Source organism: Frankia torreyi, from assembly GCF_000948395.1.
Taxonomy (GTDB): Bacteria; Actinomycetota; Actinomycetes; order Frankiales; family Frankiaceae; genus Frankia; species Frankia torreyi.
The window spans coordinates 64,020-81,764 of the sequence record NZ_JYFN01000032.1; the positions used below are offsets into that span (position 1 = coordinate 64,020).

General features: G+C 71.5%; 15 protein-coding genes and 2 pseudogenes. 16 read left to right on the forward strand and 1 reads right to left on the reverse strand.

What is annotated here, in order from left to right; translation table 11 throughout:
- Positions 1-65: 65 nt before the first annotated feature.
- From FF36_RS19355 to FF36_RS34975, 9 genes are all read left to right on the forward strand, one after another.
- On the forward strand, positions 66-2,081 hold the full coding sequence (locus FF36_RS19355; protein WP_044886524.1) for an ATP-binding protein: 2,016 nt from the start codon (positions 66-68) through the stop codon (positions 2,079-2,081).
- Positions 2,078-2,845 (forward strand): enoyl-CoA hydratase/isomerase family protein, encoded by a 768-nt coding sequence (locus FF36_RS19360; RefSeq protein ID WP_044886525.1) that lies wholly within the window; start codon positions 2,078-2,080, stop codon positions 2,843-2,845. Before FF36_RS19355 ends, FF36_RS19360 begins: the two co-directional genes overlap by 4 nt.
- Entirely contained in the window at positions 2,845-4,851 is a 2,007-nt protein-coding gene (locus FF36_RS19365) for an acyclic terpene utilization AtuA family protein (RefSeq protein WP_242422634.1), read from the forward strand. The genes FF36_RS19360 and FF36_RS19365 overlap by 1 nt, the downstream gene beginning before the upstream one ends.
- On the forward strand, positions 4,844-6,352 hold the full coding sequence (locus FF36_RS19370; protein ID WP_236706192.1) for a CoA-acylating methylmalonate-semialdehyde dehydrogenase: 1,509 nt from the start codon (positions 4,844-4,846) through the stop codon (positions 6,350-6,352). The genes FF36_RS19365 and FF36_RS19370 overlap by 8 nt, the downstream gene beginning before the upstream one ends.
- 11 nt (positions 6,353-6,363) lie before the next feature.
- The gene (locus tag FF36_RS19375; RefSeq protein ID WP_044886526.1) at positions 6,364-7,503 is read left to right on the forward strand and encodes an acyl-CoA dehydrogenase family protein; all 1,140 of its coding nucleotides are present in this window, start codon (positions 6,364-6,366) and stop codon (positions 7,501-7,503) included.
- Positions 7,500-8,597, forward strand: coding sequence for an enoyl-CoA hydratase/isomerase family protein (locus FF36_RS19380; RefSeq protein ID WP_044886527.1), 1,098 nt, complete (start codon positions 7,500-7,502; stop codon positions 8,595-8,597). The genes FF36_RS19375 and FF36_RS19380 overlap by 4 nt, the downstream gene beginning before the upstream one ends.
- Positions 8,594-9,559, forward strand: a complete 966-nt coding sequence (gene mmsB, locus FF36_RS19385; protein WP_157871724.1) for a 3-hydroxyisobutyrate dehydrogenase — start codon at positions 8,594-8,596, stop codon at positions 9,557-9,559. Before FF36_RS19380 ends, mmsB begins: the two co-directional genes overlap by 4 nt.
- On the forward strand, positions 9,552-10,466 hold the full coding sequence (locus FF36_RS19390) for an enoyl-CoA hydratase (protein WP_242419371.1): 915 nt from the start codon (positions 9,552-9,554) through the stop codon (positions 10,464-10,466). The genes mmsB and FF36_RS19390 overlap by 8 nt, the downstream gene beginning before the upstream one ends.
- 186 nt (positions 10,467-10,652) lie before the next feature.
- Positions 10,653-10,832 (forward strand): hypothetical protein, encoded by a 180-nt coding sequence (locus FF36_RS34975; protein WP_128423339.1) that lies wholly within the window; start codon positions 10,653-10,655, stop codon positions 10,830-10,832.
- 36 nt (positions 10,833-10,868) lie between these two features.
- Here FF36_RS34975 and FF36_RS19395 read toward each other — a convergent pair whose 3' ends face one another.
- A complete protein-coding gene (locus FF36_RS19395; protein WP_044886528.1) occupies positions 10,869-11,114 on the reverse strand; it encodes a hypothetical protein in 246 nt (81 codons plus the stop codon).
- Positions 11,115-11,318: 204 nt separating this feature from the next.
- Here FF36_RS19395 and FF36_RS19400 point away from each other — a divergent pair, with 204 nt between their 5' ends.
- The 7 genes and pseudogenes from FF36_RS19400 to FF36_RS19425 form a co-directional block, all read left to right on the forward strand.
- Positions 11,319-12,215 carry a polysaccharide deacetylase family protein gene (locus FF36_RS19400; RefSeq protein WP_242419372.1) on the forward strand — a complete coding sequence of 299 codons (897 nt, stop codon included), beginning with the start codon at positions 11,319-11,321 and terminating at the stop codon, positions 12,213-12,215.
- 141 nt (positions 12,216-12,356) lie between these two features.
- The gene (locus FF36_RS19405) at positions 12,357-13,199 is read left to right on the forward strand and encodes a polysaccharide deacetylase family protein (protein ID WP_044886530.1); all 843 of its coding nucleotides are present in this window, start codon (positions 12,357-12,359) and stop codon (positions 13,197-13,199) included.
- Positions 13,200-13,434: 235 nt separating this feature from the next.
- Positions 13,435-14,586 (forward strand): alpha/beta hydrolase, encoded by a 1,152-nt coding sequence (locus FF36_RS19410; protein ID WP_044886531.1) that lies wholly within the window; start codon positions 13,435-13,437, stop codon positions 14,584-14,586.
- A 27-nt stretch (positions 14,587-14,613) separates the two neighbouring features.
- Positions 14,614-14,721 (forward strand): annotated as a pseudogene (locus tag FF36_RS40950) (cytochrome c oxidase assembly protein); the annotation flags it as partial.
- Entirely contained in the window at positions 14,703-15,338 is a 636-nt protein-coding gene (locus FF36_RS34335) for a cytochrome c oxidase assembly protein (RefSeq protein WP_255355890.1), read from the forward strand. The pseudogene FF36_RS40950 and the gene FF36_RS34335, both read left to right, overlap by 19 nt.
- Positions 15,339-15,684: 346 nt before the next feature.
- Positions 15,685-17,391 carry an alkaline phosphatase family protein gene (locus tag FF36_RS19420; protein WP_236706195.1) on the forward strand — a complete coding sequence of 569 codons (1,707 nt, stop codon included), beginning with the start codon at positions 15,685-15,687 and terminating at the stop codon, positions 17,389-17,391.
- An 83-nt stretch (positions 17,392-17,474) separates the two neighbouring features.
- A pseudogene (locus tag FF36_RS19425) lies at positions 17,475-17,745 on the forward strand (helix-turn-helix domain-containing protein); the annotation flags it as partial.

Genomic DNA, 17,745 nt, shown 5'->3' on the forward strand with positions numbered 1-17,745 from the left:
CCGTGCGCCCGGTGACAGCCCAGAGCCCGGTGACAGCCCAGAGCCGAGCGACCCCAGGGGGGCGAGTGATCACAAAACTGCTGGTCGCGAACCGGGGCGAGATCGCGGTCCGGATCATCCGGACCGCGCACGAGATGGACATCGCCACGGTCGCGGTCTTCTCCGACCCCGACGCGGGCGCCCCGTTCGTCGCCGCGGCCGACGAGGCCGTCCGGCTGCCCGGGGCGACGCCGGCCGAGACGTATCTGCGTGCCGATCTGGTGATCGACGCCGCGCTGCGGGTGGGGGCCGACGCCGTCCATCCCGGCTACGGCTTCCTGTCCGAGAACGCCGACTTCGCGCGGGCGTGCGCCCAGGCGGGGATCGTGTTCGTCGGACCGCCCCCGGAGGCCATCGAGGCCATGGGGTCGAAGACCCGGGCGAAGGAACTGATGGGCGCGGCCGGCGTGCCGGTCCTACCCGGTCTGATCGTCGACGACGAGCTGCTCGCCGAGCCAGACCGGCTGCTGAAGGCCGCGGCTGAGCTGGACTTCCCCGTGCTGGTCAAGGCCGTCTACGGCGGGGGTGGGCGCGGGATGCGCATCGTGCACGACCTCGGGGCGCTCGCGGACGCCGTGGCGGGTGCACGGCGCGAGGCGGCCTCGGCGTTCGGCGACGGCACGGTGTTCCTGGAGCACTACGTCTGGCGTCCCCGCCACGTCGAGGTGCAGGTCTTCGCCGACACTCACGGCGACGTCGTGCACCTGTTCGAACGGGAGTGCTCGATCCAGCGGCGCTACCAGAAGATCATCGAGGAGGCGCCGTCCGTCGCGGTCGACGAGCACCTGCGGGAACGCCTCGGCTCCGCCGCCGTCGCGGCCGCCGCGGCGATCGGCTACGTCGGCGCCGGGACCGTCGAGTTCGTGCTCGACCGCACCGGCCGGTTCTTCTTCCTCGAGGTGAACACCCGGCTGCAGGTCGAGCACCCGGTGACCGAGCAGGTGACCGGGCTCGACCTCGTCCGGGCGCAGCTGCTGGTGGCGCAGGGCGCGCCGCTGCCGGCCGAGCTGCGCCACGCCCGCATCACCGGCCATGCCGTCGAGGCCCGCCTGTACGCCGAGGACGTGCCCGCCGGGTTCCTCCCCGCGACCGGGACGATCCACCGTTTCGACGTGCCCACGTTCGACGGCGTTCGCGTCGACAGCGGAGTCGCGGACGGGTCGGTCGTCGGCGTCCACTACGACCCGATGCTCGCCAAGGTCATCGCGCACGGCGCGACGCGTGACGAGGCGATCCGTCGACTCGCCCGCGCGCTGGCCGGCACCCGCGTGCACGGGGTGACCACCAACCGGGAGCTGCTGGTCGCCGTTCTGCGCGACGAGGAGTTCCGCTCCGGCGACATCGACACCGGTTATCTCGACCGGCACGACGCGGTCGCGATGGGCTCGCCCGCGACGTCCGCCGACGTCCTCGCGACGCACCTGGTGGCGGCCGCGCTCACCGCCGCGGCCGAGCGCCGGGCGACCGGGATCCTCCCGACCGCGCCGCCCGGCTGGCGCAACGTCCCGACCTCCCCGCAGCGTGCCGTCTTCGCGCTGTCCGGCCCGGGATCGTCCGGGCTCGGTGCCTCCGGGCGCGAGGTGGAGGTGACGTACCGCTGGCGCGCGGACCGCGTCGACGTCACCGTCGACGGCCGGGACCGGGACGTGGTGGTGCACCGCCTCGACGGCGAACAGGCCGATCTGACCGTGGACGACGTTCGTTCGACGGTCCGGGTCCACCGCGTCGGGCCGGAGGTCTACCTGGACGGTCGCGGCGGGTCGACGGTGGCCCGGGAGACGCCCCGGTTCGTCGAGCCGGGCGCGAGCGCCGCGGCGGGATCGCTGACCGCTCCGATGCCGGGAACGGTGGTCCGGGTCGCCGTCGAGCGGGGTGCGGCCGTGACCGCCGGAGAGGTCGTGCTCGTTCTGGAGGCGATGAAGATGGAACACGCGGTGACCGCGCCGCACGACGGCGTCCTGCACGAGCTGGACGTGCGTCCCGGCCAGACCGTCGACGGCGGGCACGTCCTCGCCGTCATCACACCGGGGCCGGCGCGATGACCTCGCCCGCGGTCACCTACCGGCGGGACGACCGGGTCGCGTGGCTGACCATCGACCGGCCGGAGGCCCGCAACACGCTGTCCGCCGAGGTCCGCCGGGGCCTGTGGGACGGTTTCGCCAGGTTCAACGCGGACGGGGACGCGTCCGTTCTCGTGCTCACCGCCGTGGGCGATCGGGCCTTCTGCGCCGGGGGCGATCTGAAGGAGATGGCGACCCAGGCGCTTGGGGTGCCGCCACTGGACTACGTGCCCCAACCCGGCCGGAACATCGAGGTCGACAAGCCCGTCGTCGCCGCCGTCAACGGCGTCGCCTATGCCGGCGGATTCCTCCTGACGCAGTGCTGCGACCTGGTCGTCGCCGCCGAGCACGCCAGATTCGCGATCACCGAGGTCAAGGTCGGCCGCGGGGCGCCCTGGGCCGCGCCGCTGCCCTACCTGCTGCCGCCCCGGATCGCGATGCAGATGCTGCTCACCGGCGAGCCGATGGCCGCCCGGCGCGCCTACGAGCTCGGCCTCGTCAACGAGGTCGTCCCGGGAACCGACCTCGCCGGTCGGGCGCGGGAACTCGCCGCGACGATCGCGGCCAACGCGCCGCTGTCGGTGCGGGCCGCGAAGCGCACCGTCGGTCTGCTCGCCCAGCTTCCCCTGTCCGAGGCGTACCGCGAGGCGGAGCGGATCTGGGAGCCGGTGTACCTCAGCGCCGACGCCCAGGAGGGGCCGCGGGCGTTCAGCGAGAAGCGCCGACCGGTCTGGAGCGGGCGCTGATGGCCGCCGACCAGCACCCTGGCGCCGACCAGCACCCTGGCGCCGACCAGCACCCTGGCGTGGACGGACCGGACGCCCGTCCGGTCCGGCGTCCGGTCCGCATCGCGAACTGCTCGGGTTTCTACGGCGACCGGATCGACGCCGCGCGGCTCATGGTCGACGGCGGCCCGATCGACGTGCTCACCGGCGACTATCTCGCCGAGCTGACGATGCTGATCCTGTGGAAGGCCCGCCGACGGGATCCCGGTGCGGGCTACGCGCGGACGTTCCTCGTCCAGCTCGAACAGGTGCTCGGCACGTGCCTGGACCGGGGGATCCGCATCGTCGTCAACGCGGGCGGCCTCAACCCCGCGGGCCTGGCCGAACAGGTCACCAAGGTCGCCGCCGGGCTCGGCCTGTCGCCTCGGGTCGCCCATGTCACCGGAGACGACCTGACGGACCGGATCGGGCCGTTACGGGCGGCCGGCGAGTCCTTCACGCACCTGGACACCGGGCGCCCGTTCGCCGAGCTGGCCGCGAGCGGGGTCGAACCGGTGACCGCGAACGCCTACCTCGGCGGCTGGGGCATCGCCGCCGCGCTGGCGGCGGGAGCGGACGTCGTCGTCACTCCGCGGGTGACCGACGCGTCCCTCGTCGTCGGCCCGGCGGCCTGGTGGCACGGCTGGGCGCGCACCGACTGGGACCGGCTCGCCGGCGCGGTGGCGGCCGGCCACGTCATCGAGTGCGGGCCGCAGGCCTGCGGCGGGAACTACGCGTTCGGCTCGGAGGTCACCGATCGGCGGTATCCGGGGTTCCCGATCGCCGAGGTCGCCGCCGACGGCTCGAGCGTCATCACCAAGCACGCCGACACCGGCGGACTGGTGTCCGTCGGAACGGTCACCGCGCAACTGCTCTACGAGATCGCCGAGCCTGCCTACCCGAACCCTGACGTGGTCGCGCACTTCGACACGGTGGGCCTGACCCAGGAGGGGCCGCACCGGGTGCGGATCTCCGGCACCCGGGGAAGCCCGCCGCCGGGCACGTTGAAGGTCGCGATGAACTACCTGGGCGGCTACCGCAACACGATGACGCTGGTCCTGACCGGTCTCGACATCGAGGCGAAGGCCGCCTGGGCCCGCCGGGAGCTGTTCGACCTGCTCGGCGGCGAGAACGCGTTCGACGCCGTCGACGTGCGCCTGCTGCGGTTCGACCATCCCGACGCCGACGACAACGCCCTGGCGACGGCGCACCTGCGGATCACGGTGAAGGATCGTGATCCGAAGCGGGTGGGCCGAGCGTTTTCGGACGCGACGATGGCACTGGCCCTGGGCGGGTACGCCGGCTTCCACACGACGACCCCACCGACCGCCGAGAGCGCGTACGGCGTGTACTGGCCGACGCTCGTCGGGCGGGACGCGGTGGAGCATCGCGTCGTCCTCGACGATGGCCGCGGGATCGCCATCCCGCACAGCCCGCTGGCCCCGGCCACCGCGGCGCCTTCTGCGCGGACATCGCCGGCGACGCCGTCCCCGAGTGCTCCGCCGTCCCCGAGTGCTCCGCCGTCCCCGAACGCTCCGCCGGTCCCGAACGCTCCGCCGGTCCTGAGTGCTCCGGGTGGCACGGTACGGATCCCGCTGGGTCTGCTGGTGGGCGCCCGCTCCGGGGACAAGGGCGGCAACGCCAACGTCGGCGTCTGGGCCCGCGACGCCGCGACCTACGCCTGGCTCGCCGCCGAGCTGACCGTGCGGCGCTTCGCCGAGCTGGTGCCGGAAGCCCGGGGGCTGGACGTCCGCCGCTACGAGCTCGCGAACCTGCGGGCGGTGAACTTCGTCGTCGTCGGCCTGCTCGGCGAGGGGGTCGCCTCGGCGACCCGTCCCGACCCGCAGGCGAAGGGGCTTGCCGAGTACGTGCGTTCGCGCCATGTCGAGGTACCCGTCGAGCTCGTGGATCCCATCCATGTCCCGTCTCGCGCACGTGACGGGGCTCTGTTCGTCAAGCGGTCCTCCCGTAGGGAATCAGGTGGCTGACATCGTGAACGAGTTGCATCATTTTGTGGCCGGCAAGCTGCTGCCCGGAACATCCGGCCGGTTCGGCGACGTGTTCGATCCGAACACCGGCCGGGTCCAGGCCCGCGTCCCACTGGCGTCGCAGGCCGAGGTCGACGCCGTCATCACCGATGCAGCCGCGGCACAGCTCGAGTGGGCGCGGTGGAATCCGCAGCGCCGGGCGCGGGTGCTGATGCGTTTTGTGGAACTGGTCCGCGCCGAGCGCGAGAGCCTGGCCCGGCTGCTGTCGTCCGAACACGGTAAGACGATCGCCGACGCGGTCGGCGACATCGAGCGGGGGCTGGAGGTGGTCGAGTTCGCGATCGGCATTCCGCACCTGCTGAAGGGCGATTTCTCCGCGAGCGCGGGCACCGGGATCGACGTCTACTCGATGCGCCAACCGCTCGGCGTGGTCGCCGGGATCACCCCGTTCAACTTCCCGGCGATGATCCCGTTGTGGAAGGCCGCCCCGGCCATCGCCTGCGGCAATGCGTTCGTGCTCAAGCCGTCCGAGCGTGACCCGTCGGTGCCGCTGCGGCTGGCGGAGCTCTTTGTCGACGCCGGCCTGCCCCCGGGGGTGCTCAACGTGGTGAACGGCGACAAGGTGGCCGTGGACGCGCTGCTGACCGACCCGCGGATCCAGGCGATCGGGTTCGTCGGTTCGTCGGCGATCGCCGAGTACATCTACGCCACGGCGGCGGCGCACGGCAAGCGCGCGCAGTGCTTCGGTGGCGCGAAGAACCACATGATCGTGATGCCGGACGCCGACCTCGACCAGGTCGTCGACGCCCTCGTCGGAGCCGGTTACGGGTCTGCGGGGGAGCGGTGCATGGCCATCTCGGTGGCGGTCCCGGTCGGGGCGGCCACGGCGGACGCGCTCGTCGAACGGCTCGCCGCGCGGGTGCGCGCCCTGAAGGTCGGCGCCTCGGACGACGCAGGAGTCGACTTCGGCCCCCTGATCACCGCGGCCGCCGTCCAGCGGGTGCGCGACTATGTCCGCAGCGGCGTCGAGGAGGGCGCGGACCTGGTCGTCGACGGTCGCGAACACGTCGTTGCCGGCCATGAGGGCGGCTTCTTCCTCGGCGGCACGCTGTTCGACCATGTCACCCCGGACATGCGGATCTATCGGGAGGAGATCTTCGGCCCGGTGCTCACGGTGGTCCGTGCCCGGGACTACGCCGAGGCGTTGCGGCTGCCGAGCGAACACGAGTACGGCAACGGGGTCGCCATCTTCACCCGGGACGGTGACACCGCCCGCGATTTCACCAGCCGCGTCAACACCGGGATGGTCGGGGTGAACGTGCCGATCCCGGTCCCGATCGCCTATCACACCTTTGGCGGCTGGAAGCGGTCCGGTTTCGGGGATCTCAACCAGCACGGTCCCGATTCGATTCGTTTCTACACGCGAACCAAGACCGTCACCTCGCGCTGGCCCGGTGGGACCAAAGAGGGCGCCAGCTTCGTCATCCCGACGATGAACTGACGGCTCACCCGATGATTCTCACCGCCGAACAGCACGCGCTGCGCGACACCGCGGCCGCGTTCGCCGCCGAACATCTCGAACCGAACGCGCTGCGCTGGGACCAGACCAAGCACTTTCCCGTCGACGTGCTCCGCAAGGCCGCGCAGCTTGGCATGGGCGGGATCTGTGTCGCCGAGGACGTGGGCGGCAGCGGACTCGGTCGGCTCGACTCCGCGGTGATCTTCGAGGCGCTGGCGACGGGGTGCCCGTCGATCGCCGCCTATCTCTCCATCCACAACATGGTCACCGCGATGATCGACCGGTACGGCGACGCGGGGCAGCGAGCCCGTTTCGTCCCGGCACTGTGTTCCATGGAGCACCTGGCCAGCTACTGCCTGACCGAACCGGGAGCGGGCTCCGACGCCGCCGCCCTGTCGACGCGGGCCCGGCGCGAGGGCGACTCCTACATCCTCGACGGGGTCAAGCAGTTCATCTCCGGCGCCGGAGCTGCCGACATCTACGTGGTGCTCGCCCGCACGGGCGGTCCCGGTCCGAAAGGGATATCGGCGTTCGTCGTCGACCGGGCGAACCCAGGAATGTCCTTCGGCCCCAACGAGACGAAGATGGGCTGGAATGCCCAGCCGACCCGCCAGGTCATCCTCGACGGCGCGCGGGTCCCGGCCGGCGACCGGCTCGGTCCCGAGGGCGGCGGGTTCGCCGTCGCGATGTCCGCGCTGGACGGGGGGCGGCTGAACATCTCGGCGTGTTCGCTCGGCGGGGCGCAGGCCGCGTTGGGCAAGGCGGTGCGGCACCTGCTGGAGCGGGAGGCGTTCGGCGCGAAGCTCGCCGACGCCCAGGCGTTGCGCTTCCGGCTGGCGGACATGCGCACCGGCTTGGAGGCCGCGCGCACCCTGCTGTGGCGCGCCGCGGCCGCGCTGGACGCCGGTGAGCGTGACGCCACCCCGCTGTGCGCGATGGCGAAACGCTTCGCGACCGACACCGGATTCGAGGTCGCGAACCAGGCCCTGCAACTGCACGGCGGCTACGGCTATCTGAGCGAGTACGGCCTGGAGAAGATCGTCCGCGATCTGCGGGTCCACCAGATCCTGGAAGGAACGAACGAGATCATGCGGGTCATCGTGTCCCGTTCGATGCTGGCGGCGGCGCCATGACCGATGTGCTGGTCGCGGTTCAGGGTGGCCTGGGCCGGATAACGCTGAACCGGCCGCGCGCCATCAACGCGCTGACTCATGGCATGGTGCGGACCATCGCGGACGTGCTCGACCGCTGGGAGCATGACGAGCGGATCCGCGCTGTGTTGATCGAGGGCGCCGGGGACCGGGGACTGTGCGCCGGAGGCGACATTCGCGCGATCTACGATGATGCCCGTTCCGGGGGCACCGGTTCGCTGGACTTCTGGGCCGAGGAATACCGGCTCAACGCGCGTATCCACCGGTATCCGAAACCGTATGTGGCGTTCATGGACGGGCTGGTGATGGGCGGCGGGGTCGGAATTTCCGCGCATGGCGCGCTGCGCGTCGTGACGGAACGTTCCCGCATCGCCATGCCCGAGGTCGGTATCGGGTTCGTCCCGGACGTCGGCGGCACCTACCTGCTGTCCCGGGCGCCGGGTGAACTGGGCACCCACGCCGCGCTCACGACCACCCAGCTCACCGGCGCCGACGTGATCCACTGCGGGCTCGCCGACCATTTCGTGCCCAGCCACCGGCTCGACGCCCTGGCCGAGGCGCTGGGCCGCAGCGGGCGGGATGGCGACGGGCGGGATGGCGACGGGCGGGCTGGCGAGCATCCGGCGGATGTGGTGGCGGCGTTCGCCGAACCCGCCCCAGCGAGCGATCTTGCCGCCCAGGCGGGGTGGATCGACGCCTGCTACGGCGCGTCGACGGTCGAGGAGATCCTGGCTCGGCTCGGTGAGCAGGGGCAGGAGGCCAGGTCCGCGGCCAAGGAGATCGGGAGCAAGTCCCCGACCGCGCTCAAGGTGACCCTGCGCGCGCTGCGGCTCGCCGCCCGGCTGCCGACCCTCGAGGCGGCGCTCGACCAGGAGTTCCGGGTTTCCAGCGCCTGCCTGCATTCGCCCGACCTGGCGGAGGGCATCCGGGCGCAGATCATCGACAAGGACCGCAACCCGCACTGGACCCCGCAGCGGCTGGCGGACGTCGGCGACGACCTCGTCGCCGACTTCTTCGCGCCGCCTGCTGGACCCGAGCTCGGGCTTGGCCGCACCGAGGGGGGAACGCACCGGTGAACATTGGTGAGATCGACGAGGAGGCCACAGTCATGGAACTCGCCGATCGGCGAATCGCCTTTCTCGGCCTGGGCAACATGGGCCGGCCGATGGCGGTGAACCTCGTGCGGGCCGGTGCGTCGGTGACCGGGTTCGACCCGGTGCCGGCGGCGGTCGCGCGGGCCGAGAGCGCCTCCGTCGGCACCGCCGCGAGTGCGGCCGACGCCGCCCGGGGCGCCGACATCGTCATCACCATGCTGCCCAGCGGCCGCCACGTCCTGGACTGCTACCGGGACATCCTCCCCGCGGTCGGGCCGGGAACCCTGTTCATCGACTGCTCCACCATCGACGTCGCCGCCGCGCGGGCCGCCGCCGCCCTGGTGATCGAGGCGGACTGCCGCGCCATCGACGCGCCGGTCTCCGGCGGCGTGGTCGGCGCCGAAGCGGCGACCCTGACGTTCATGGTCGGGGGGGACCCGGCGTCCGTCGCCTCGGCCGAGCCGCTGCTGCGCGCGCTGGGTGCACGGGCGATCCACTGCGGAGCGTCCGGGGCCGGGCAGGCCGCCAAGATCTGCAACAACATGATTCTCGGCATCTCGATGATCGCGGTGAGCGAGGCGTTCGCGCTCGGCCAACGCCTCGGCCTCACCGACCAGGCCCTGTTCGACGTCGCGTCCACCGCGTCCGGGCAGTGCTGGGCCCTGACGACCAACTGTCCCGTCCCCGGGCCGGTGCCGACCAGCCCCGCCAACCGGGCCTACCGCGGCGGCTTCGCCTCCGGTCTGATGCTCAAGGATCTCCGGCTCGCCCGGTCGGCCGCCGATGCCGAAGGGGTGCGGACGGTGCTGGGGCGCACCGCCGCCGAGATCTACGCGGACTTCGTCCGCGTGGACGGTCCGGGCCGGGACTTCTCGGCCGTCATCACCGCCATCCGCGACGGCGCCGTGGGCGCCCGCCACGACGAGGAAACCGCGCATGAATGACGCGAACGGCACCGCTGGACCCGTCGACGTTGCCACCACCGGCGTGGCTGCTGCGACCACCGGGGTGGCTGCGACCACCGGCGTGGCTGTAACCACCGGCGTGGCTGTAACCACCGGCGTGCCCGAGAGCACCGGTTACGAGACCATCCTCGTCGATCGACCACGTCCCGGCGTCGCCCGGATCACTCTGAACCGGCCGAAGGCGCTGAACGCCCTCAACCTCCAGGTGATGGGGGAGGTCACCGCGGCCGCGGCGGAGCTGGACCGTGACCCGTCGGTCGGGGCGATCGTCCTCACCGGCTCGGCGAAGGCGTTCGCCGCCGGGGCGGACATCAAGGAGATGCAGCCGAAGAGCTTCAGCGACGTCTACGCGGCGGACTGGTTCGCGGGCTGGGACGCGCTGACTCGGGTGCGTACTCCGCTGATCGCCGCGGTCGCCGGGTACGCGCTGGGCGGCGGCTGCGAACTGGCGATGATGTGCGACGTGCTGCTCGCCGCGGACACCGCGAAGTTCGGCCAGCCGGAAATCACGCTCGGGGTGATTCCCGGCATGGGCGGCTCGCAGCGGCTGACCCGCGCGGTGGGCAAGGCGAAGGCGATGGACCTGTGTCTGACCGGCCGCACGATGGGCGCCGACGAGGCCGAGCGCGCCGGGCTCGTCTCGCGGATAGTTCCTGCCGCGGACCTGGTGGACGAGGCCCTGGGGGTGGCCGAGAAGATCGCCGGAATGTCGACGCCGGCGGCGGTGATGGTCACGGAGGCGGTCGACCGCGCCTTCGAGACGACGCTCACCGAGGGCGTTCTGTTCGAGCGCCGCCTGTTCCATTCCACCTTCGCGACCGCCGACCAGAAGGAGGGTATGGCCGCGTTCGTCGAGAAGCGACCACCGATCTTCCGTGACGTCTGACACATTCCCGTTTCCGATGGGCTTGGCTGTGTGCTGGCACACGCCCTCGCCACGGCATTCGACCATCCGGACCTGCCGCGGTCGATACGAACCCGGCTTCTCTATATCCTGAACTCGGTAGCCAATGAGTGTTGGTCTTCACCGGCGGTGGTCCTGGCGCCGTCGGCGGCAGCGGAGGTGGATGGAATGAGTGGTGGCCCGCGGTTTCCCCCCCACGCACCGGTTGCGCCGGCGCATCGGCACGGGCACGTGCGGCTCGCGCAGTACGAACTCGGCGGCCATCTCGTCTGGGCCGCAACCGATGATGCCGGTGTCGTCGCCCTCGCCGGCAGTCGGGACGAACTCGAACGCGTGCTCGCGGAGTGAACGTGTGGAAGCGGCGCACCACCGTACCGACGGCTGTCACGCGACTACGGAGGCGGACACCTCGCGATTGATGTCCGCGCCCCCTCGCTCGCGAACAGCCGGTGGGTAGAGCCCGGCCAGGATATCGGCCACGAATGCGCGCCAGCGACGGGGGCGACCGGCCCGGCGCCAGCCCGCCAGCCCGCCAGGCAGGCAGGCAGGCAGGCAGGTCAGCGTCTTGTTCCGGTCCCGCGGGGCGAGCAGCCCGGTCAGGTACTCCCGGAACCCCCGCCGCTGCGCCATGCCGGTCGACGCCGGTCCCGGCGACCCGGCGAAGCCGCCCCCGGGTCGCCGGAGCTTTTTCGGTCCAAGCGGATTCTGGTCTGTGACTACCCGGGCAGATGGCGGTTTTGGCGAAGATTCATCACTCTCGCCGGTCGATGGTGCGGTATGTCGTGAGCCTCGCCACGATCATGATTCGTAGAATGTCGGGCTATGGACCGAAGAGTGCTTCTGTCGCTCCTGAGCATCGGTGCGGCGCAGGCCCTCCTCGGATGCTCGGCCGATAGCGCGCCCCAGGGCGCTGCGACCCATGATCCCGGCACCGCGTCCACCACGCCCACGGCGCCCACCACGCCCACGGCGCCCACCACGTCCACGGCGTCCACCACGTCCACGGCGCCCGCCACGTCCACGGCGCCCACCGCGGCGGTCCCCGGAGCCGACGAAGGCCCCCTGCCGTTGTCCGCGCCGATTCCCTCTCCGCATCCGGGCCCTCCGGTCGTCGTCTCCCATGCGCCCGGCCGGACCCGGAGAATCGCCCTGACGATCGACGACGGCTATGACGCCACGACGGTCGCCGGTTACGTGGCGTTCGCCCAGCGCTCGAAGATCCCCATCACGTTCTCGCCGAACGGCGCCTACCGGGCGATCTGGGATCGTCACGCCGAGGCCCTGCGCCCGTTGGTCGAGACCGGCCAGCTGCAGATCGGCAATCACACCTGGACCCACAAGAACCTGCTGCACGAGACGGACGCCGCGATCCGCGCCGACATCGAGAAGAACGAACAGTGGATCCAGCAGACCTTCGGGATCACCAGCCGGCCCTGGTTCCGCCCGCCCTACGGCGCCCACAACCACCACGTCGACGGGCTCGCCGGCGAACTGGGGTACACCCGGATCCTGCTGTGGGACGGCAGCTTCGGCGACTCGACCCTGCTCACCCCACAACAGCTCATCGGGCTCGCCCAGCAGTACCTCCAGCCAGGAACGATCATGCTCGGTCACGCCAACCACCAGACCATCCTCGGCCTGTTCGACCAGATCGAGCAGTTGATCGAGCAGCGTCAGCTCGAGCCGGTCACCCTGGACACCATGTTCGGCACGTCCCGGGCCGTCGGCTGACCGCACACCGCACACCGCACACCGCCCCCGGCCGGCGGACTCCCGGCCGGCGAGCTCCGGCCGCCAGCCCCCGGCCCCGTCCTCGTCCTCATGCGGATGGAGCGTTGCCAGCCGTCATGCCGTGCCGGGTAGCCTGCGCTCATGCCCGAGTCGGTCTTCCCTGATTCCTCGCGCCGTCGCTTCCTCGCCGGGGCCGGCGCGGTGGTCGCGGCCACGGGGTTGGCGGCCTGCGCCGCCGACGGATCCACCCCCGCCGGGCCGTCGCCGTCGCCATCCGTCACGGCCGCCGGCGGCACGTCGGCCGCGACCGCGTCGGCCGCGACCGCGGCGGCTGCGGATCCCAGCGGCCCGGGGCTGGTCCCGGGGGGCAGCGCGGTGGCGGTGACGAACGGACCGCGGGATCGACCCCGGGTCGCCCTCACCTTCCACCTCGGCCCGCACCAGACCGGCCAGGACCTCTCCCTGGCCCATCAGCTCCTCGCCGACGCCACCCGACTCGCCGTGCCGATCACGGTGTTCGCCGTCGGACGATGGCTGGACGAGCACCAGGATCTCGTCCCGGCCATCCTGGGGGGCGGCAACGAACTGGCCAATCACACCTACACCCACCCGACACTGACCGCGCTCCCGGCCGACCAGGTCGCCGCCGAGATCACGGGCTGCCGGGACGTACTGGCTCGCCTCGCGCCGACCCAGGGCCGCTACTTCCGACCCTCCGGCACGAGCACCGCCACCCCGTTGATCCTCACCGAGGCCGGCGCCGCCGGGTACCGCACGGTCGTCGACTTCGACGTCGACCCGCTGGACTACACCTCCCCGGGAACCGACGCCGTCGTCGCACGGGTACGGGCCGGCACCCGACCGGGCTCCATCGTGAGCATGCATTTCGGCTACCCGGGCACCGTCGCCGCGTTTCCCCGTATCGTCGCGAACCTCCACACGGCCGGCCTTACCCCGGTGGCAGTCCACGACCTGCTCACCTGACGGGTCTCCCGCCGCCGTCCTCTGTTCCGGCGGGCCATCATGATCGTCTTTTTGGGGTCGTGCGCGTCAGGTCGGGGGTCGGACACCCGATACCGTGATCCGGATCAAACGGCCCCTCCGTGGACGTTTTACAGCAGAATCTGCTCTTGGCGGGACTGTCCGGGGAACGGGCGCAGACACAGCACCTGCCGAGGAGTCCATGCACGAGTGTCTCCTTGCCGGGTAGGGGTGGACGTTGGGATCGCTGGTCGTCATCGGGAAGTGGTTCATCCTGTCGTTGGCCGCGCTTGCGCTGCTGTCCTGGGCGGGCTGCGTGCTGCTGGCCCGGCGGGGCCGGCTGGTGACGGCGGCGATGGCGGGGTTGTCGGTGGTGCTGACGCTGGCGACGGTGGCGGATCTGGTCAACGCCCATTACAGCTACCTGCCCCGGGTCGACGACGTCATCGGCATTCGGTCGTGGCCGACGGCGTCGGTGCGCGAGGCCGCGACGCCGGCACCGCCGCGGCCGCACCCGAACGGGTCGGTCATCGATCTGCCGGTCACCGGGGTCCGTAGCGGTTTCGGTGTCCGGGAGGCGATGGTCTACCTGCCTCCGCAGTACTTCACCGAGCCGCAGGCCCGCTTCCCGGTGGTCTACCTGATGCACGGTTCGCCGGGCGCCCCGGTCGACTGGTACCGGGCGAACCGGGCGGCGGAGATCGGCGCGTTGCTCGCCGGTGAGGGTCGGCCCGCGATCTTCGTCGCCCCCCGGCTGAGCCACGGCTGGCTCGATGACAGCGAGTGCGTCGACCGGCCCAGTGAGCACATCGAGACCTATCTGGTCGACGACGTCATCCCCACGGTCGACGCCCGCCTGCGCGCGATCCCGGACCGGGCCGACCGGATCTTCGCCGGGATGTCCGCGGGCGGCTACTGTGCGCTGAACCTCGGGCTGCGCCACCGTGATCTCGTCGCGACGATCGTGGACATGTCCGGGATGGACAAGCCCACGCACGACGGAGGGATGGCCGGCCTGTTCGGGAACCGGCCCGATCTTGCGCTCGTCGCCGCGTCCAACACCCCGGCGCTCTACGCGCCGACCCTGCCGCCGTACCCGCCGATGCGGGTCTGGATGGACAGCGGGCGCAGTGATCGCGAGGCGCTGTCGGACACTCGGAACATGGCGGCGACGCTGTCGCGGCGCCCGGGTTTCGACGTCGTCCTGCGGCTGCGGCCGGGGAGTCACGACTTCAGCGTGTGGCGACCGGCCCTCCGCGACAGTCTGCAGTGGGCGGTACCACTGAGCGGTACCACCCCCGCCCTCGCGACGTCCACTGCCAGCGGCCCGCGGCCTTTCCCGCACGCGCTCGTTCGCCGGAATCATCCCCGCGCCGGCAGAACCACGTAGCGGGGCGGCCGGGGCAGACGGGCAGCCGTGCCGCGCCCCACCGCTGCCCACGCCTTGTTCTCGGCGTACATCGTCCAGGTGCTCGGCCTTTTCATGATCACACCCGTGCTCCTGGCGTGTGGTCGGCCCGTCGAACTGGTCCGGTCTGTCGCGTCGGATCGATTGCGCCGGATCGATTGCGCCGGATCGGGGGCCGACTCACCCGGGTGCGACTGCTACGCGGCGCGGTCAGCCCGATTGTCGGCGCTCTGCTGGTGCCGGTCGTCACCCCCCTCGTCGTGTTCACCGGGATCTCCGGAGCGAGCTTGCGAAGCGAGCCGATCTATCACGCTCTGCAGGTCGCACTGCTGGCGCTGGGTTTTCTCGTCGCGGTGCCGCTGATCGAAGGATCGGCACAGGTGACCGGGATCGCCGCGGCAGCCGCGCTTTTCATCGGTTTCCTGGCGCTGTTGCTGGACAGCCTTCCGGGCGGAGTGCTGACGTTTCGCACCCACCTCCTGGCGCCTGTCCGCTACCTTGCTCTGCATCGTTCCTGGGGGCCGTCGCCGCTGACCGATCAGCACACGGCTGGTGCGATCCTGTGGAGTGTCGGCGAGGTGGCGGACCTGCCTTTCGTCGCCGTGCTGATGGTGCGCTGGATGCGGGTGGACGAGCGGGAGGCCCGCGAGGCGGACCGGTTGCTGGACGAGGCCGAAGGGGGCGCGACGCGCATGCGGCCATGGTGGGAGACGGATCCCCGCCCGCCCCGGTGAGCGATCGGGCCGCACCTTTCCGTGTCGTCGCGACCCCCGGCCCGCCCCGCCGATCGTGGACGAGAGCTCGGCCCGACCCCTGGCGACCTCATGACCTGGCTGGCGGATGCGCGGGTCTGCTTCGTCCGCCGGGCGCCGACCGCTGTACAGGACGCCTGATGTGAGGACCATGTGAAGAACCCCGGACAGCCAGTTCTTGGGCGACGGATGAGGGTCGGAGGGAAATTCCGCGTATTGCACGGGATTTCTTACCCGGGGATTTTCTCGGGCGTTGACGATCGGCCATCCGGGCGGGCTAGCAATACGGAGCGCGCCGGTATGGTCCGGTGCGTTCGAGGAGGAATTCGTGTTCCGTTCTCCCACCCGACGGGCAGTCGGGATGGCGGCGTCCGGGCCGGCCCTGTCCGCACTGGCCCTGTCCGCACTGGCCCTGTCCGGAGTGGTGGCGGTCTCGGCCGCCACGCCCGCGGTGGCCGGGTCACCCGAGCACACCCGGTCCCCGGCCCGGCACGTCCTGCTGCTGTCCGTGGACGGACTTCACCAGGCGGATCTCAGTGCGTACGTCCGTACGCATCCGGGTTCGGCGCTGGCCGGGCTGGTCGGCGCCGGTGTCTCGTACACCCACGCGTCGACCCCGGTGCCGTCCGACTCGTTCCCCGGGCTGATCGCCCAGGTGACGGGCGGCAGTCCGGCGACCACGGGCATCTACTACGACGACACCTTCAACCACAGCCTGCTGCCCGCCGGCACGACGTCCTGCGCCGGGGTGAAGCCGGGCGCCGAGGTCGCGTTCACCGAGGCCGCCGACCGCGACCAGAGCTCCCTCGACGCGGGGCAGGGTCTCGCCGGGCTGCCCGGCAGCATCCTGTCCCTGACCGGGTCGCCCCAGTCGCTGCTTGACCCGAAGACGCTGCCGGTCGACCCGAAGACCTGCAAGCCGGTCTACCCGCACTCCTACCTCACGGCGAACACCGTCTTCGAGGTGGCACGCGCCCACGGGCTGGGCACCGCCTGGTCGGACAAGCACCCCGCCTACGAGATCCTCAACGGCCCGTCGGGCACCGGCGTCCAGGACCTGTTCACCCCTGAGATCAACAGCACCGCCCTCGGCTACCCCGGCGGCGACTGGACGAAGGACAACGCGGCCACCCAGCAGTACGACGCGTACAAGGTGACCGCGGTCCGCAACGAGATCGACGGATACGACCACGGCCGCACCCACCGGGTCCCGACCCCGGCGATCTTCGGACTGAACTTCCAGTCGGTCTCCACCGCGCAGAAGCTGCCCAGCTCGGACGGGCTGACCGGCGGCTACCTGCCGGGCGGCACCGAGCCGGGGCCGCTGCTGGCCCGCGCACTCGACTTCGTCGACCACCAGGTCGGCGCCCTGGTCGCCGAACTGAGGCAGACCGGTCAGGCGGACAGCACCGCGATCATCCTGTCGGCCAAGCACGGCCAGTCGCCGACGGACCCGAACGCGCTGACCCGCATCGACGACGGCGCCGTCAGCAAGGCGCTGAACGCGGCCTGGGCGACGGCGCACCCCGGCGCGGCCGACCTGGTCGCCTTCTCCACGGACGACGACATCCTGCAGCTGTGGCTGAGCGACCGGTCGCAGGCCGCCGCCGACTTCGCCCGGGCCTTCCTGCTCTCCCACGACGCCACCGGCAACACGATCAGCGGCGCCAGCCGCACGCTGCCCGCCTCCGGGCTCACCACGGCGTACGCCGGCGCCGGCGCCGCCCGCTTCTTCGGTGTCCCGGCGAGTGACGCCCGCCATCCCGATGTCGTCGGCATCGTCGCGCACGGCGTGGTCTACACCGGCGGCACGAGCAAGATCGCCGAGCACGGCGGCGCCGACCCGCAGGACCGCAACGTCCCGCTCGTCGTCTCCGGTGCCGGCGCCCACGCGGGTCGGATCGACCCGGCTCCGGTCGAGACCACCTCGATCGCCCCGACCATTCTCACGCTGCTCGGGCTCAACCCGAACGAGCTGAGCGCCGTCCGCACCGAGCACACCCGAACCCTGAACGTCGCGCCGGCCACCCACTAGTAGACCGTCGCTGTTTAGTTCTGGGGTGTGGCAGGCTGGTGTTGGCAGATCTTCCTCGTCCCCTCTGCCGGTCAGGACAAGTCATGCCGTCACAGAAGAAGCGGCCGGTCACCTTGACCGCGGCCGATCGTGAAGCGTTGGTTCGGGTCACCACCACGGGTGTGCATCCGGCCTCGATGATCAGGCGGGCGCAGGTGCTGCTCGCGTTGGACACCTCGACCGGCGAGGTTGATCCTGTCGAGGTGATCGCGGCACGGCTGGGTGTCTCGGGTGAGACGCTGCGGCTGGTCGCCAAGCGGTTCGCCGAGACCAGCGGCGACATCTGGGCCACGGTCGGGCGCAGGCAGCGGGAAC

What these genes read in the sequence shown, in the direction of transcription:
- FF36_RS19380 (WP_044886527.1), top strand. Translation starts at nt 7,500, where the DNA reads ATGACCGATGTGCTGGTCGCGGTTCAGGGTGGCCTGGGCCGGATAACG.
- FF36_RS19390 (WP_242419371.1), top strand. Translation starts at nt 9,552, where the DNA reads ATGAATGACGCGAACGGCACCGCTGGACCCGTCGACGTTGCCACCACC.
- FF36_RS34975 (WP_128423339.1), top strand. Translation starts at nt 10,653, where the DNA reads ATGAGTGGTGGCCCGCGGTTTCCCCCCCACGCACCGGTTGCGCCGGCG.
- FF36_RS19360 (WP_044886525.1), top strand. Translation starts at nt 2,078, where the DNA reads ATGACCTCGCCCGCGGTCACCTACCGGCGGGACGACCGGGTCGCGTGG.
- FF36_RS19405 (WP_044886530.1), top strand. Translation starts at nt 12,357, where the DNA reads ATGCCCGAGTCGGTCTTCCCTGATTCCTCGCGCCGTCGCTTCCTCGCC.
- FF36_RS19365 (WP_242422634.1), top strand. Translation starts at nt 2,845, where the DNA reads ATGGCCGCCGACCAGCACCCTGGCGCCGACCAGCACCCTGGCGCCGAC.
- FF36_RS19395 (WP_044886528.1), bottom strand. Translation starts at nt 11,114, where the DNA reads ATGGCGCAGCGGCGGGGGTTCCGGGAGTACCTGACCGGGCTGCTCGCC.
- FF36_RS19375 (WP_044886526.1), top strand. Translation starts at nt 6,364, where the DNA reads ATGATTCTCACCGCCGAACAGCACGCGCTGCGCGACACCGCGGCCGCG.